The organism is Meiothermus sp. (genome assembly GCF_026004115.1).
Lineage (GTDB): Bacteria > Deinococcota > Deinococci > Deinococcales > Thermaceae > Meiothermus.
The window spans coordinates 2,819,175-2,832,733 of sequence record NZ_BPIM01000001.1 but is presented as its reverse complement, the minus strand read 5'-3'; the positions used below and the strand labels follow the sequence as shown (position 1 = coordinate 2,832,733).

12 protein-coding genes, 1 tRNA gene and 1 pseudogene are annotated in these 13,559 nt (G+C 58.1%); 4 read left to right on the top strand and 10 right to left on the bottom strand.

Annotated features, from left to right (window positions below):
• Window positions 1-948, bottom strand: coding sequence for a TAXI family TRAP transporter solute-binding subunit (locus Q0X23_RS13775; RefSeq protein WP_297860808.1), 948 nt, complete (start codon window positions 946-948; stop codon window positions 1-3).
• 100 nt (window positions 949-1,048) lie between these two features.
• Between Q0X23_RS13775 and Q0X23_RS13770 the strand changes: the two genes are divergently transcribed.
• The 4 genes from Q0X23_RS13770 to glpX all read left to right on the top strand — a co-directional run bounded on the left by Q0X23_RS13770 (window position 1,049) and on the right by glpX (window position 4,853).
• Window positions 1,049-2,293: a class I SAM-dependent RNA methyltransferase gene (locus tag Q0X23_RS13770; RefSeq protein WP_297860807.1), complete on the top strand. Its 1,245-nt coding sequence runs from the start codon at window positions 1,049-1,051 to the stop codon at window positions 2,291-2,293.
• A 48-nt stretch (window positions 2,294-2,341) separates the two neighbouring features.
• A complete protein-coding gene (gene hisF / locus Q0X23_RS13765) occupies window positions 2,342-3,118 on the top strand; it encodes an imidazole glycerol phosphate synthase subunit HisF (protein WP_297860806.1) in 777 nt (258 codons plus the stop codon).
• 55 nt (window positions 3,119-3,173) lie between these two features.
• A complete protein-coding gene (gene hisIE, locus Q0X23_RS13760; RefSeq protein ID WP_297860805.1) occupies window positions 3,174-3,791 on the top strand; it encodes a bifunctional phosphoribosyl-AMP cyclohydrolase/phosphoribosyl-ATP diphosphatase HisIE in 618 nt (205 codons plus the stop codon).
• Window positions 3,792-3,884: 93 nt separating this feature from the next.
• Complete coding sequence (gene glpX / locus Q0X23_RS13755; protein WP_119340934.1) at window positions 3,885-4,853, top strand: class II fructose-bisphosphatase; 969 nt, start codon at window positions 3,885-3,887, stop codon at window positions 4,851-4,853.
• A 63-nt stretch (window positions 4,854-4,916) separates the two neighbouring features.
• Here glpX and Q0X23_RS13750 read toward each other — a convergent pair whose 3' ends face one another.
• The 9 genes and pseudogenes from Q0X23_RS13750 to Q0X23_RS13710 form a co-directional block, all read right to left on the bottom strand.
• Window positions 4,917-5,366 (bottom strand): hypothetical protein, encoded by a 450-nt coding sequence (locus Q0X23_RS13750; RefSeq protein WP_297860804.1) that lies wholly within the window; start codon window positions 5,364-5,366, stop codon window positions 4,917-4,919.
• Between the two features lie 243 nt (window positions 5,367-5,609).
• Window positions 5,610-6,608: an aspartate-semialdehyde dehydrogenase gene (locus Q0X23_RS13745; protein ID WP_297860803.1), complete on the bottom strand. Its 999-nt coding sequence runs from the start codon at window positions 6,606-6,608 to the stop codon at window positions 5,610-5,612.
• Window positions 6,609-6,783: 175 nt separating this feature from the next.
• A complete protein-coding gene (locus Q0X23_RS13740; RefSeq protein ID WP_297861232.1) occupies window positions 6,784-8,979 on the bottom strand; it encodes a transglycosylase domain-containing protein in 2,196 nt (731 codons plus the stop codon).
• Window positions 8,980-9,178: 199 nt separating this feature from the next.
• On the bottom strand, window positions 9,179-9,571 hold the full coding sequence (locus Q0X23_RS13735) for a response regulator (RefSeq protein ID WP_297860802.1): 393 nt from the start codon (window positions 9,569-9,571) through the stop codon (window positions 9,179-9,181).
• A gap of 103 nt (window positions 9,572-9,674) precedes the next feature.
• Window positions 9,675-9,748 (bottom strand) — tRNA-Gln (locus tag Q0X23_RS13730).
• 448 nt (window positions 9,749-10,196) lie between these two features.
• A complete protein-coding gene (locus Q0X23_RS13725; RefSeq protein WP_297860801.1) occupies window positions 10,197-11,168 on the bottom strand; it encodes a 4Fe-4S dicluster domain-containing protein in 972 nt (323 codons plus the stop codon).
• 64 nt (window positions 11,169-11,232) lie between these two features.
• Window positions 11,233-12,313, bottom strand: a pseudogene (locus Q0X23_RS13720) (bifunctional 3-deoxy-7-phosphoheptulonate synthase/chorismate mutase).
• 127 nt (window positions 12,314-12,440) lie between these two features.
• Window positions 12,441-13,193: a twin-arginine translocase subunit TatC gene (gene tatC, locus Q0X23_RS13715; protein WP_297860800.1), complete on the bottom strand. Its 753-nt coding sequence runs from the start codon at window positions 13,191-13,193 to the stop codon at window positions 12,441-12,443.
• A gap of 11 nt (window positions 13,194-13,204) precedes the next feature.
• On the bottom strand, window positions 13,205-13,459 hold the full coding sequence (locus Q0X23_RS13710; protein ID WP_119342393.1) for a twin-arginine translocase TatA/TatE family subunit: 255 nt from the start codon (window positions 13,457-13,459) through the stop codon (window positions 13,205-13,207).
• Window positions 13,460-13,559: the final 100 nt, after the last annotated feature.

The following is a 13,559-nucleotide window of genomic DNA, read 5'->3' as shown; positions in this document are numbered from 1 at the left end:
TTATCGGATGATCCGCTTCTCCCGATAGAAGCGTTCGGCGCCCGGATGCAGGGGGATGGGAAGGTTACGGGCGGCGCTGTTTACGTTGAAGAAGCGCTGCAGGTTGGGGTGAATGCCCTTGAATTCGGGGTTGTCGAAGGTGGCCTTGAGCATGTTGTAGACCACATCGGCGCTGACGCTATCGGCCGCCAGCCACATCGAGAGCACCGCCACCGAAGGGGTGGTCACGTCCACACCACGGTAAATGCCGCCGTCGATGTTAAAGGCGCGATAGAAGGGGTACTTTTTGGCCAGTTCCTGCACCTTGCGATACTCCACCTCCACCAGCTGTACCCGGATGGTCTGGGCAGCCTGGCTAATTACCGAAGCCCCCAGGCCGCCGGTGAAGAAGAAAGCATCGGCACGGCCGTCTTGCAGGAGGGCCAGGGCGTTGTTGGGGTTAACCCGGATGGCTTCGCGCAGGTCATTGAGGCCCAGTCCGTAGGCCTCGAGCACCTGACGGGCGTTTTGTTCGGTACCCGAACCCACATCACCGATGACCACCCGCTTACCTTTCAGATCGGCAATGGTGTTAATACCGGCTCCGGCCCGGGCCACCACGTGCACCACTTCGGGGTACAGAATGCCCACAGCCCGGATGTTCTTGACCGGCTTGCCATCAAACGCGGCAATGCCCGTACCGTTGTAAGCATAAAAAGCAATGTCGTTTTGGGCTAGGCCCATCTGAAGCTCACCCGAGGCAATGGCGTTGATGTTGAAGACCGAGCCCCCGGTGGAGCGGGCGTTGGCCCGCACGCCGATATTAGCGTCGTTGACCAGCTTGGCAATGCCGGTCGCAACCGGGAAGTACACGCCCGTAGTGCCTCCGGAACCAATGGTGATGAAGGTTTGTGCAAAGGCAGAACCCGCCAGTGCAAGTGAGGCCAGTAGCAACAGTGTTTTTTTCATTTGATTCTCCTCCTTGGTAACCGGAAAGATTATTCCCTAGTGTCAGGGCGACGTCAACCTCTGAGGCCAACTTTTGCATGGTATGGGGTAAGTTGAGTTTGTGGCGAGATTACACATCGAGAAGCTGGTGGCCGGGGGACTGGGTCTGGCCCGGACACCTTCGGGAACAGCCCTGGTGCGCGGGGGACTGCCTGGAGAAGTGGTCGAGGCGGAGCTGCGGGAACGCAAAAACCACCTCGAGGGCCATGTTCGCAAGATTCTGGAGCCCCATCCTGCGCGTTACCTTAAGCCGTTACCCCCCTCGGCAGACCTACCCCTGGAATACCCAGCTCAACTGCCCATCAAGCAGGGGTTTGTGCAAGAGTCACTGGAGCGGATTGCCAAACTGAGCTTTGCGGTTTTCCCCATCCAGCCCTCCCCAACCTACGGAGCCGAGGAGGGCCTTTACTGCCGCACGGCAGCCCAGTATGCCCTGCACCCCCTGGGCGGCCTGGCCTATCGCCAGCCCAAATCAAGCGATCTGGTTCGGATTCCCCACGACCCGCTCATCGCCGAGCCCCTACAACCCGCCTTTGCGCTGTTGTCGGGCTGGCCGCTCTCCAGCCTCGAGGAAGTCGTGCTGCGCGGCTCCATCTACGAGGGCAGTGTGCAGGTAGGCATCATCGGCGGGCAGGCCCAGTTCTTCAAAAAAACCGCCCAGGCGCTTCTGCAAGAAGGTATCGCCGGGGTAATCTGGGGTGAGCCGAGCCGCAGGGGTCGTTTCCGAGGGCGTATTCAGCACCTGGGGGGCGCAAGCGGTCTTTTAGAAGATTTTGGCGGCGTCCTGTCTACGGTGAATGTGCAAAGCTTTGCCCAGGTCAACCCCAGGGCGGCGGGGCTATTGTTTCGCGAAGCCTCCCAAATTGTGGCTCCTGGCCGCAAAGCTGTGGAGCTCTATGCAGGAAGTGGGGTGCTGAGCCTGCACCTAGCTCCCCTATTTGAAGAAATTGTGGCCATCGAGATCAACCGTAGCGCAGTGGCGCGCGGCGAAGCCGACCGGGATCGATTGGGGGTACAAAACCTGGTTTTCAAACAAGACGACGCCAGGGTACTCACAAAGCACCTGCCTGCCGATTTGGTCATGGTAGACCCGCCCAGGGCCGGCCTCTCACCGGAAGTATTGAAGAGTCTGGCAGAGGGTCAACCGGCGCATATTCTCTATATCGCCTGCGACCCCGCCACCTGGGCCCGCGACGTGGGCAGGCTCGGGCAGGCAGGCTACCAGTTGCGTTTTGTTCGGCCCTACGACTTTTACCCGTTTACCCACCACGTGGAGGTCTTGAGCTTGTTATCGCGCCAAAACTGAAGCACTGCACCCTTGCACTTTGCCCCCCAATCTTCGACAATCGTTTTCGTGTTGGCCAAACGCATTATTCCTTGCCTCGATGTCCACGCCGGTCGGGTGGTCAAGGGCATCAACTTTGTGAATCTGCGCGACGCGGGCGACCCGGTAGAAGCGGCCAAAACCTACGACCTGGCCGGCGCCGACGAGTTGGTTTTCCTGGACATTACCGCTACGCATGAGGGCCGGGGTACTCTGCTCGAGATGGCCACCCAGATAGCCGAGCAGGTCTTCATTCCCTTCACGGTGGGCGGGGGTATTCGCAGCCTCGAGGACGCCCGGGCTTTGCTTTTGGCCGGGGCCGACAAGGTCTCGGTCAATTCAGCTGCCGTCAGGCGACCGGAGCTAATCCAGGAGCTTTCCGACCATTTCGGCAATCAAGCGGTAGTGCTGGCCATTGATGCACGACGGTGTGGGGCTTCCTGGGAGGTGTATGTGGCGGGGGGGCGCACCCCAACGGGCCTGGATGCGCTTAGGTGGGCCGAGCAAGGAGCCGCCCTGGGGGCTGGAGAAATTCTGCTAACCAGCATGGACGCCGACGGTACCAAAGCCGGTTTCGATATTGCTTTGTGCCGGGCAGTTTCGCAGGTAGTCGGCATTCCTGTCATTGCCTCGGGAGGGGCGGGCCGTAAAGAGCACTTTGCCGAAGTTTTGCAGGAAGGGGTAGCCGATGCGGCCCTGGCGGCCAGCGTTTTCCATTTTGGTGAGATTCCCATCCCAGAGCTCAAAAGCTACCTAGCCGAGCAGGGCATTCTAGTACGGATTGAATCCCCCCTACCGGCCAGTTGAGGGGTATTGGCAATCCACTCCCCACTCCCCGAAAATGAGTTCTGATGGTACGCCTATGAATCTTGATGATGTGCAATTCGACGCCAGCGGCCTGGTTCCTGTGGTTGTGCAAGACGCTCACACCGGCCAGGTGCTCACCCTGGCTTATGCCAACCGCGAAGCCCTGGAGCAAACCCTCAAAACCCGGCAGAGTACCTTTTGGAGCCGTAGCCGGGGCGAGTTGTGGGTTAAGGGTCTTACCTCCGGGCACACCCAAGAAGTGATTGAAGTGATTTTCGACTGCGACCAGGACGCAGTTCTATACAAGGTTATACCGCACGGCCCGGCCTGCCACACCGGGGCCGAGAGTTGCTTCCATTACCCCCTGACCCCTTCATCCGACCCATCGCTGGGTGAGGCGCTGGAGAAGGTGTACCGCACCATCAAAGAACGGATAGCCACCCTCCCCGAGGGTTCCTATGTGGGCAAAATGCACCAGGCTGGCCTCGATCGTATGCTCAAGAAAATCGGCGAGGAAGCCGGCGAGGTGATCATCGCAGCCAAAAACCAAGACCCTGAAGAGCTTAAGTGGGAGGCAACAGACCTGCTGTTTCACTTGCTGTTGGTGCTGGCCGAGCAAGGGGTTACACCCACCGACCTGGCCCACACCTTGTGGGGTCGGCACAAGCCATAGCCGGCTTATCCTTAGCCTGTGTTCTGGAAGTGCTACCAAAGCCAGTGCTTGAGCAAAGCTTGGTAAGCTTTGGGTATGCAACTGGAAACCGAAATGGACATTGAGCGTCTGCTGGTGCTCGAGATCGCTCGTGTTACCGAGCAGGCTGCCCTGGCGGCCAGCCGACTGGCGGGAATGGGCAAAAAAGACGAGGTCGACGGTGTTGGAACCGAGGCCATGCGGGAGGTGCTCTCGGAGCTGCCCATTCAGGGGCGGGTGGTCATTGGCGAAGGTGAGATGGACGAGGCCCCCATGCTCTACATCGGCGAAATTCTGGGCCGGGGTGGCCCCGAAGTGGATATCGCCGTAGATCCAGTGGAGGGCACCACCATCACCGCTAAAGGGCTTCCCAACGCCATTACGGTGATTGCCATCAGCGAAAAAGGTGGGCTGGTAGGAGCACCCGACATGTACATGCAGAAGCTGGTGGTAGGGCCCCCGGCAGCGGGCAAGGTGAGCCTGGACTTCCCTGTGGAGGCCAACCTGAGGATTATTGCCGATGCCCTCCAACGTAAGGTGGAAGACCTGGTGGTGGTTATTTTGGACAGACCCCGGCACGAAAAGCTGATCCGAGAGGTGCGTGAAGCCGGAGCCAGGGTCAAGCTCATTACCGATGGCGATGTGGTGGCGGCTGTATCGGTGGCCATTCGCGGTACGGGTGTTCACGTCATGATGGGCAGCGGTGGCGCACCGGAAGGGGTGCTGGCAGCAGCCGCGCTCAAGTGCATGGGCGGCGAGATTCAAGGGCGTTTCTTGCCCAGCAGCGAGGCTGAACTCGAGCGCCTGCGGTCCATGGGGGTCGACGAAAAGAGAATTTACCGCACCAACGACCTGGCCCCCGGAAAACAGATTGTTTTCTCGGCTACCGGCATCACCCATGGGGAGTTGCTCGAGGGTGTGCGCTACTTTGGCGGTGGGGCCCGCACGCACTCCATCGTGATGGGCTACCAGACCAAGGTGGTACGTTTTATTGACTCGATTCACCTGTTCGAAAGCGGCGCACGGGTCAACATACGGGTATGAAGCGATTCCCGTCAGAAAGAAACCAGGGCTGGCACAAGGCCAGCCCTGGGCTTCTATGCACCACTAAAAACCAATGTTAACGCCCACCGCTCCCCCCAGACCAAACGTGCTGGAGCCGGAGAAAAACAGCATCGGATGCACCTCAACGAAAATACCGATTAGGGGCAGACCCACGTTCAGATAGGTTCCGATTACCCCCCTGGCCCCCAGACCCCCACTGGTAGAACCCTGGGCCAGCAAGGATACGGTCGTGCCGGTCGCATAGAACAACCCTGCACCCGCATACAGGTCGGTCAGGGGCACCGTTACCAACACATCGGCACCACCACCCAAGGAGGCCGGGCTCCCTGTGAAGAAGTTGGCCCCCGCATACACCCGCCCATCCAGCACAAAAGGTACCAGCGGCAAGCGAAAGCCCGCATTAACCCCAAAAGGGCTACCGGCGGTTATCTGGACGCTCTGGGCGAAGGCCGGGGTGAGCAAAAGAACCATCAAAACTAGCCATTTACGCATAATCAAAACCTCCGGGATGAGTATACGGGTCGTTTCTGGCAGGTTGCTGTGATGGATGGCCGGTTTCTGAGTGCTTCCAAAGTTTTTCTGTCAAAATAACCTTATTCGGAACATACCTGGGCACTGAGCCTGTGGGGTGCAGTTTGGCAGTTGAGCTCTAGGGGTTCAATAAACACGCTATGGCACAGCTTAGAGGGTCATCCGACCTCATGCAATCCTGGAGTAGCTTTTGAGCCCTGGTTGTTATCCGGCTACCGGCTTTTGCAAAAGCTCTGCAATCTGCACCGCGTTCAAGGCCGCACCCTTGAGCAGCTGATCCCCTGCTACAAAAAAGTCCAGCCCGTTGTCGAATACCAGGCTTTTACGGATACGTCCGACCTCCACGTTGAACTTGCCTGTTGCGGTGAGCGGCAGAGGGTAGCGTTTGTTGGCTGGGTCGTCTACCAGGTCTACGCCAGGAGCATCTTTGAGCACTTCCCGGGCTGCTTCTGGGCTCACCGGGCGCTCAAACTCCACCGTCACAGCTTCGGAATGTACCCGCAGGGTCGGAACCCGAACTGCTGTACAGGAAACCTTAATCTGCGTGTCCTCCATAATTTTTTGAGTTTCCCACAGCACCTTCATCTCCTCTTTGGTGTAGCCGTTTTCTTGAAAAGCATCAATGTGTGGAATCACGTTAAAGGGCAAAGGGTAAGCGAAAGTCTTGTGTTCAACGGGCTGTCCCGCCAGGTACTGCCGGGTTCCGTGCAGCAGCTCCTCCATTCCGCTCGCACCTGCGCCCGATGAGCTCTGGTAGGTGCTAACAATCACCCGCTTGGCCCCAAAAGCCTTGTGAAGGGGATAAAGGGCCATTACCAGTATGGCTGTGGTGCAGTTCGGGTTGGCAATGATGTTTTTGTGACCCTGTATGGCATGGGCGTTTATCTCCGGTACAATTAGCGGCACCTCAGGGTCGTAGCGGAAAGCCGATGAGTTGTCAATCACCACCGATTGTTTGGCCCAGATGGGAGCGTACTGCTTGGAGATAGCACCCCCCGCACTCGCCAGCACCACATCCACCGGCAAGGGGGTCTCGGGTAGTGCCTCGATGTTCACTTCCCTACCACGAAACTTCAGGCTTTTGCCCGCCGAACGAGCTGAGGCATATAATCGCAGCTCAGAGACGGGAAAGTTGCGCTTTTCAAGCACACTCAGTAGTTCTTTGCCAACCGCTCCGGTAGCTCCAACAATTCCGATTCTCATGGCATCTCCTCTGAGAAACAAAAAACCCGCCAGGGTAGGCAGGCTTGGGCGACAACTCGAACGAGCTGTCGCCTAGGTAGTGGTGGTGGTATACCAAACCATCTGAAAAAACAATAAATGCAACTGCAGCAAAAGTCAAACGCAATAGGGGTAGGTAGCTTACAAAACCCCTGCGCTAGTTGCACCGATAGTCGTTGATACGATTATCCGGTACCTGCAGCCATACCACCCGTTCGGTAGGGGTCTGTGGAGAGGCCAGGCAGTTGGTGCCCCGGTCCACTGCGATGGTTTGATAGGCATTGGTACTGGCAACCGCCGGGCCAGGACGCGAGATATAGGTAGGCTGGGGCGGGGCGTCCCGCACAATCGCCTGGGTACGTTGTACCTGGCGGGCTGGGAAGAGCGCAGCCACTCCGCTCGAGCTGTCGTTGCCGGTCAGCAGATCGAAACTGGCCAGAACCAGCCCCGAGGGCTGAGGAAAGTCGCCGGTAGGGCGGCCCCGCAAGGCCTGCTCCACAAAATCGCGCCAGATGGGGGGGTTGACCATTGAGCTGCTCGGCTCGATACCTCCCATGCGCTGGGGCTTGTGGTCATCGCGGCCCACCCAGAGTGTGGCCACGAGTCCCCGGGTAGCGCCAGCAAACCACAGGTCTATCGCATTGTCACTGGTTCCGGTCTTGCCGCCCACAATGCGCCCTGGAATGCGGGCTTCAGCGGCCAAACTACTGCGGAAACCCGGCGGGACATCGTAGACGTAGCCCTTGAGCATGTCCCAAATCTGGTAGGCTACTTGCGGTGTCCAGAGCAGTACCTTTTTGGTTTCGGGCTCATAGATTACTCGGCCATTGTTATCTTCAACCCTCAAGACCAGGCGTGGCTCGACCCAATAGCCCCCGTTAACAAAGCTGGCGTAGGCTGCTGCCAGTCCAATAGGGGTTATGTCAGCACCCCCGCCAATTGAGTTGGCCAGTACGGCCATATTGCCGGTCAGGCGGAACCCGGCAGCCCGCAGCTTATCCCCCAAGCGCTGCACCCCAATAGCCTCGGCGGTGCGAATGGCCGGTAGGTTTAGGGAGCGATCCAGGGCATAGCGGAGGCTGACCGGACGATTCAAGAACTTCCCATCAAAGTTCTTGGGTCGCCACACCCCCCGCGGGGTAGGGTATTCTATGGGGGCATCTAGCACGGTAGTAGCCTGGGTCCAGCCTGCTTCCAGGGCCACGCCGTAGGTAAAGGGCTTGATAGCCGATCCAGGACTTCGCCAGGCCTGGCTCGCCCGGTTGAACTCACCTTCCGTACCAGGACGGGCCCCCACCATGGCCAGCACCTCGCCCGAGTTGGGCTCGAGGCCCACCATCGCCAACTGGGCCTGGTCGGGCAGGCGGCGGCCCACTACGGCCTTTTCGGCGGCGGTCTGCATCTTCAGGTCGAGCGTGGTGATGATGCGCAGCCCCCCCTGATCACGCAGCTTGTCAGAGCCAATCTTTTCCTTCAGGTAGCGCTGTACTTCATATACGAAATAGGGCGCCAAGCGCACATTGCGCTCCGGCACAATGCGCACACTGGGGTCTATGAGTTTGGCGCTCTTAAGGTTGCCACTGTCGTCGTAGGCTGCTTCCCAACCCTTGGGCACCAGCTTGTAGCGCCAGGCCGCGTCGGCGTCGGCCTGGCTGACCCAACCTTCTGTCACCATATTTTCAAGCAAAAACTTCATGCGACGCCGGGTGGAGGGGTAGTCCAGGTAGCGGGGGTTGGGCGCGGGTAACAATATGGCCAGATAGGCCCCTTCGGCCAGGTTGAGCTCGGAGGGTTCCTTGCCAAAGTAGGCTTGAGCGGCTGCCCAAATGCCCTGAGCGTTCCCCCCCCAGGGCACCACATTGAGGTACATCTCCAGGATTTCCTCTTTGGAGTAGCGCCGCTCAATCTGGATGGCCAGAGGAAATTCCTTGAGTTTGCGCTCGAGGCCGCTAATGCTTCGGCGTTCAAAAGCCAGGTCGCGCAGCAAAGTATTTTTGACTACCTGGGTGGTAATGGTCGAGCCCCCCTGCAGGTCGCCGCGCAAGGAATAGTACAGGCCCCCAAACAGGCGGATGAGGTCGATGCCGTAGTGCTTGAAAAAGCGCTGATCCTCCGAGACCACCACCGCGACGGCCGCCGCAGGCGAAACCTCGCTCAAACGCACCAGTTGCCGGGCAATGGCCCGTCCATCCTCCACCGAGGCCAGGTCGGCAATGGGAATGCCATCGCGGGTATAAAAGGTCGAGGTTGCGGTAAACCGCAGGTCGTCGAGGGTCTCGAGGCTGGGCAGATCGCGCAGCAGCAGCCAGGCCACATACCCTGCAGCTCCCGCTGCCCCCAAAAAACCGGCCATTAACACAACCCGCACAATCTGGAGCAATCTACGCACGGGAGTTAGTGTAGCAGTCGCAGATTAGAGTGTTTGTAATACCGATTCTGCCCAATGGTAACCAGGCCCTTCCCTGGGATATTGCCCAGACGAGATTCGATGGGTCATTTCGGAGGCCGCTATTTGCTTGGGCTATTCCATCGGCAACTGGGTAAGGCTTCGGCTACACGCTGGGCTGTTGCTGGGGAAGGTTGCGCAGGATGCTGGAAAGAGCCTTGCGATCCACCGGCTTGGAGAGAACATGCTCTACACGAGCAAATTCGGCAGTAAGCTTGGTACGATCATCGCTATCGCCAATGAAAAGCACCACAGGCACTTCCCGCAGGCGGCGGCTCATTTTCAGGCGGGAAGCAATAGAAAAGGGGTCAATTTCAATTCCATCATCCAGTACAATCGCCCGGGGTGTATGCGCTTTGAGGAAATCCAGACCCTCCTGGGCTTTCTCATAAAACTGGGCCTCAACGCCCTGCTCCTCAATAACCAGCTCGAGCAAGGCCCGCAGGGTCGGGCTCGAGGTAACTACCAAAACTTTGTCACTTTGCACAGCTTCCGCCATATATTCCATGATAGTAGCAGACCAGGAGCCAGGGTAACGCCCATATGTCACACTGGCCAAGCCAGACAGCAAAAACCCTCCGAACACGGCTCGGAGGGTTTGATGGCTGGGGCACGTGGACTCGAACCACGACCGACGGTTCCAAAGACCGTTGTCCTGCCATTAGACGATGCCCCAGCACGGAGCGGCCAGAACGGTTCCCCCACCTATGAGGTGCGAAACCCACAGGACAGCAAACGGTATTTTAGGGGTCTGGCCGCGATGTGTCAAACCTTTGGTCACTGCTGTTATACCAGATTCGGTTAGTTCGGCACCGGATGCGGCAAACTAACAGGGCCGAAGTTATCCGCGTAGCGGAGGGCGATACCGCCCCTTGGAAGGGAGTGCTCTGGGATTCAAAAAGATAGCCTCTGGGGGACTTTGGTTTGGATAATTATCTTTTTGCATCCGGTATAACTTGTTATGCGGCATATTTTGAACGCACGTTGATTGCTCATTGTTGCAATGTGCGGGTCATTTAGAGGGATCGTCGTGCATACCGGATTTCCTGGTTACCTGAGCCACTAGAGAGTCAATGTTGTACTTTAAAGGCATCTTTACCCGCACCCAGTGCAGCTTTAGGCATCTAAAGGTCGTACCAGGGAGGCGTACCCCGGTAGAGCTCGAGCGGCCCCCCCAACACTTCCGCTCGGGTGGCTTCCACCAGTGAGATGACCTGCGGAGGGCAGCTCTCCACACAAGCCCCACAACCTGTACAGGCCGACACATTCAGCTTCAAGACGTACTCTTCGCTCAAGCCCTCTACCGTATCGCGCTCGCGTTCAACCGCCTTGGTAGGGCACACGTTGGTACAGACCGGGCACAGTGTGCACCCTTCAGCCACAGTGATACGAGGCCACTGTACCTCCTGGGCCCGATAAGCTGCCACCTTGCGCAAGCGCAGCTCTGGAGGGAGTTCGGAGCGCTTATCTTCGTAGGGCTCCTCTGGCAAAGGCAGGTTGGGCACCAGCTCGGCAGCAGAACGCTTGGCCCCACCAAACATGGCCCCAAAAAACTCCCGGCGCCCCACCTCCGCCCCACGCAGCGCATCCTGCTGTATATGCACCTCGAGCCCTGGGAAATACTTTTTCCCCTCCTCCACTGCCCACCCTACCCGCTCGGGTATGGTAGGGCCCCCGATTTTGCAGTTCGCGCAGTCCCCATGAGCTAAGGTAAGCGGGCCATAACGGGAACCCGCTTCGGCCAGAACCCCTGGCGTGAGCTGTCCTAAACAGTGAGTCTCATCGCCAGCCCCAGGCGCTTTGGAGCAGCGGAGCTGACCCCGCCCCCGGTGTAGCTTCTCCTGAATGGGGCCAAGCGGGAACTCCAGCGCCAGACCCGGGCAAACAGCGGTGCAAAGCCCGCAGCTTGTGCACTTCACCTCGTCAATTTCAACGGTAAAACTTTGCAGGTTGATGGCCTGATGCGGGCAGACCTGCTGGCACTTGTCACATCCGCCTACGCTGTTGCGCTCGAGCAAGCAGCGCGGCCCGGTGTATTCCGGCGTCGGGTCGGTTAGTTTGAGGAAAGCCCCTACTAAATTGTCAAAAAGTCCCACAGCTAATAGGGTACAGGGTATGGGCGTTAGGGGCCAGGGAAGAAACTGACATTTGCAGAGTGCGCTAGACCCTCGAGGTCTCTTTCGGCATCAGATCTTCGATGGCCTTCATGAACTGCTCGAACTGGTCAAAGTCGAGCTGCTGCTCGCTGTCGGAAAGAGCCACCTTGGGGTTGGGGTGCACCTCGACGTGTACCCCATCCAGACCAGCCGCCAGAGCGGCCCTGGCCAGCGGGGCCAGCAGGTCGCGTCGCCCTGCGGCATGGGTCACATCCACAATCACCGGCAGATGGGTTAGCTGTTTGGCCAGGATGGCCGCCGACAGGTCAAGTGTGTTGCGGGTCCATTTTTCGTAGGTGCGGATGCCTCGCTCACACAAAATCACCTCGGCATTGCCCTGCGAGAGGATGTATTCAGCGCTGTAGAACCACTCTTCGATGGTCTGGGCAAAACCACGTTTGAGCAAAACCGGCTTGTTGGCCTTGCCCACCTCACGCAGCAAGGCGAAATTCTGGGCGTTGCGGGTGCCCACCTGCAGAATATCGGCATACTGCGGCGACCACCTCCACATCGCGGGTATCCATGACCTCCGTCACAAACACCATGCCGTTGGCATCGGCCGCCTGCCGGCCCAGCTTCAGGGCGGGCTCTCCCATCCCCTGGAAGCCATAAGGGGAAGTACGGGGTTTATAGGCGCCTCCCCGCAGTACCTTGATGCCATGGCTGGCCAGGAACCTGGCGGTAGTCAACATCTGCTCTTCCGATTCGATGGAACAAGGCCCGGCTACCAACACCTTACCTTGCCCAAAAACCACATCCCCCACCTTTACGGCGGTGTCCTCGGGCTTGACCTGCCGTGAATAGAGGAATTTCTGCTTGTCCTGCTGCTCTTCTAAGTCCAGCGAGGCTTTGAAGATTTCCTTAAACAGCCGCTTAATGGTCTCGGCAGGGTAGGGGCCGGGGTTTTCCAGGGTGAGGTAGGCCAACATTTCATCTTCGCGCTTGGGGTCGTAATGGGCCAGCCCCAGCTCGGTCTGTACCCGCCCAATCTCGCTCACCAGCTTGCCCCGCTCGGAAAGCAGTCTGAGCAGTTCGCGGTTGATCTGGTCTACTTCCTTACGCAGGTCTAGAATGCGCTGATCCATGAACCCAATGGTATACCAAGCTGAACGTTTTGAGGCAAGCCCTTCTGTACGGACTGAGGCAAGCCTCCAGAAAAGTCCTGTCCTGAAGACCTTATGTATGTTCGACTATAGCAACCCAAAACCAGTGCTAAACGGCACCAGCTTCAACCTCTTTGGGGCGCCCTCGCTCGGCCCACTTGACCAGCAGAATCGAAAAACCGTAGAGCACCATCAGGGGGATGGAAACCAGGCTAAGGTTGACCACATCCACCGTAGGTGTAATGAGGGCTGCCAGGGTAACGAGAAGCACCACCGCAATGCGCCAGTTGCTCACCAGAAAGCGGCTGGTAAGAAATCCCAGACGGGCTAGCAAGTAGCTCACCACCGGCATCTCGAAAAGAATGCCCATTAAGGCCAGGAACGTAACCACCTGACCCATGTACATCCCGATGGAGATTTGGGGTGTGACCACATCCCCCAAAAAGCCCAGCAAAAAAGGCACGGCAAAGGGCAGGAGCACAAAGTAGGCAAACACAGCCCCCAGGGCAAAGCTAAAACCCGCGCCCAAAATGAAGGGAACCGCCAGCCTGCGCTCGTGCGCGTATAAACCAGGCGCAATAAAGGCCCAGATCTGGTAAACGATAAAGGGCAGGGCCAATGCCAAACCACCAAAAGCCGCCACTTTGAAAGCTGTTAGGAAGGGCTCGGTAATGTTCAAGACGATAAGCTCGGCTTTGAGCGAAGCGCTTGCATTGTAGGCATCCAGTGGGCGCCGCAAGGCCTCCAGGATCTGTACCCGAAAGGTAAAAGCCACCGCTGTCATCACGGCCCAGGCCACAATGGCCCAGATCAGGCGGTTTCGCAGTTCCTCCAGGTGTTCCATCAAAGGGGCTTCACGCATGGCAGTCCCCTTCAGGATTTAGGCTCTTCCCTGGCCTCGAGGGGTTTCTTGATCTCCTCCAGAGGCTTGCTGATTTCTTCCTTGATTTCTTTGAACTCCTTCACGTCGGCGGCTTTTTCAAACTCCTCACGGATGCTCTTGGCGCCTCGCTGGAACTCACGGATGCTCTGCCCAAGGCTGCGCCCCAGCTCGGGCAGCTTGCGCGGGCCAAACAGCAGCAAGGCGATCAGCAAGATAATCAAAATTTCCGTCATTCCCAGGTTCATAGCTCACTCCCAACCTTAGTTTACTCCGTTGGTTGAATTTCATCTGAAAGGTTATCTACCCTGCATCAAAAAAGCGTAAAAAATAAGGGGTCTACCAAAA

Excerpts from the sequence above, each read along its gene's own strand:
- Q0X23_RS13745 (WP_297860803.1), bottom strand. The coding sequence starts at position 6,608 with ATGAGAATCGGAATTGTTGGAGCTACCGGAGCGGTTGGCAAAGAACTA.
- tatC (WP_297860800.1), bottom strand. The coding sequence starts at position 13,193 with ATGCGTGAAGCCCCTTTGATGGAACACCTGGAGGAACTGCGAAACCGC.
- Q0X23_RS13735 (WP_297860802.1), bottom strand. The coding sequence starts at position 9,571 with ATGGCGGAAGCTGTGCAAAGTGACAAAGTTTTGGTAGTTACCTCGAGC.
- Q0X23_RS13750 (WP_297860804.1), bottom strand. The coding sequence starts at position 5,366 with ATGCGTAAATGGCTAGTTTTGATGGTTCTTTTGCTCACCCCGGCCTTC.
- Q0X23_RS13775 (WP_297860808.1), bottom strand. The coding sequence starts at position 948 with ATGAAAAAAACACTGTTGCTACTGGCCTCACTTGCACTGGCGGGTTCT.
- hisIE (WP_297860805.1), top strand. The coding sequence starts at position 3,174 with ATGAATCTTGATGATGTGCAATTCGACGCCAGCGGCCTGGTTCCTGTG.
- Q0X23_RS13740 (WP_297861232.1), bottom strand. The coding sequence starts at position 8,979 with ATGGCCGGTTTTTTGGGGGCAGCGGGAGCTGCAGGGTATGTGGCCTGG.
- Q0X23_RS13710 (WP_119342393.1), bottom strand. The coding sequence starts at position 13,459 with ATGAACCTGGGAATGACGGAAATTTTGATTATCTTGCTGATCGCCTTG.
- glpX (WP_119340934.1), top strand. The coding sequence starts at position 3,885 with ATGGACATTGAGCGTCTGCTGGTGCTCGAGATCGCTCGTGTTACCGAG.